This is a genomic window from Methylobacterium sp. WL103 (assembly GCF_008039885.1).
Lineage (GTDB): Bacteria > Pseudomonadota > Alphaproteobacteria > Rhizobiales > Beijerinckiaceae > Methylobacterium > Methylobacterium cerastii.
Map to the genome: position 1 here is coordinate 1 of NZ_VRUX01000923.1, position 1,179 is coordinate 1,179.

Consider the following 1,179-nt stretch of genomic DNA (forward strand, 5'->3'; position numbering starts at 1 on the left):
GCCGCCGCGCGTCGTCCTGCTCGCGCCGGACCTGCTTGAGCGCGGCAGCCGAGGCGCGGGCCGGCTCGCGGTCCAGGAACTGCTCGACGGTGTAGCGGTGCTCGACCTGCGGCAGGTCGCCGACGACGAGCGAGCCGAGGCCGATCAGGAAGCCTGCGAACAGCAGGGCGACGAGCCACAGGGCGGCGTTGAACCAACGCTCGGAAACGCGGGTGCCGTTGGCCACGCTGGGCTCTCCTCAGGTTATGACGGAACGCTAGGGCATGCCCCGGACCTCGGGACGGCGAAACGCAGGCGGACGTTCAGCCCGGCCGCGCGCGCATTTCGTTGCGGATGCAGGTTTCGATGTCGCGCACTGAGCGGTTGTATGTGTCGTTGAACAGCTGCGCCGGCTGGCTCGGGTCGCCCTTCGCCTTGATGTCCCGGGCGACGTCGCGGCCGTGCCCGATCACGCTCGCCACCGTGTCGGCGTAGCCGGTACACGCGGATTCCGCCTTCGGAGCCAGCGCGTCGAAGGTCGTCCCGAGCTGACGGTTGGCGGTCGAGACCTCGCCGAGCGCGGCGAGGAACGGCGCCACGTCCGACTTCGGCCCGAGCGCCTCGAAGCGCTTCACCGCCCGCTTCAGGGCGAGGCTGGTGTCCAGCAGCCGGCGGGCCGGCGCATCCTCCGGCAGGGCGGCCGCGCGCCGCTGGTCGCGGGCCATCTCGCGGTCGAACAAAGCGGTGCCGTAGGCGTCCATCGCCTTGGCCGCCGCCTCGACCTGCGGCACGAGGATCGGGTGCTGCTCGCGCGCGAGGCGGAACCCGTCCTCCTTGAACTCGCGAGTGGTCTGATAGCGGGTCAGCGCCTTCAAGGTCGGGTTGAGCGTGCGCAGGCTCGCGAGGAGGCTCGCAGCCGAAGTGTCGACCTCCGGCACGACGCCGGGCAGGGCGATTGCCTTCTCCAGTTCGCCGATCACCCCGTCGAAGTCGACGATGCCGAAATGGTACCACGCGTCGGCGCCGGGCTTGAACTTCGGCTTCAAGACCCGCTCGTTGTCGCGCCGGTAGTCGGCGAGCTGGCGCTCGATCGGGTGCGAGCGCACGAGGTGGTTCTGCGCCTCGGTGTAGGCGTCGGCCTTGGCCGCCGCCTGCGCCTCCGGGCTTGCCGGCGGGGTCACGGATCGCGCGGGCCTCGTG

1 protein-coding gene and 1 pseudogene are annotated in these 1,179 nt (G+C 71.1%); both read right to left on the reverse strand.

The features are described 5' to 3' along the window. Positions 1 to 226 (reverse strand): annotated as a pseudogene (locus FV222_RS26730) (serine endopeptidase); the annotation flags it as partial. A gap of 76 nt (positions 227 to 302) precedes the next feature. Next, the coding region (locus FV222_RS26735; RefSeq protein WP_147816154.1) for a DUF3829 domain-containing protein at positions 303 to 1,179 on the reverse strand (877 nt) is incomplete at its 5' end.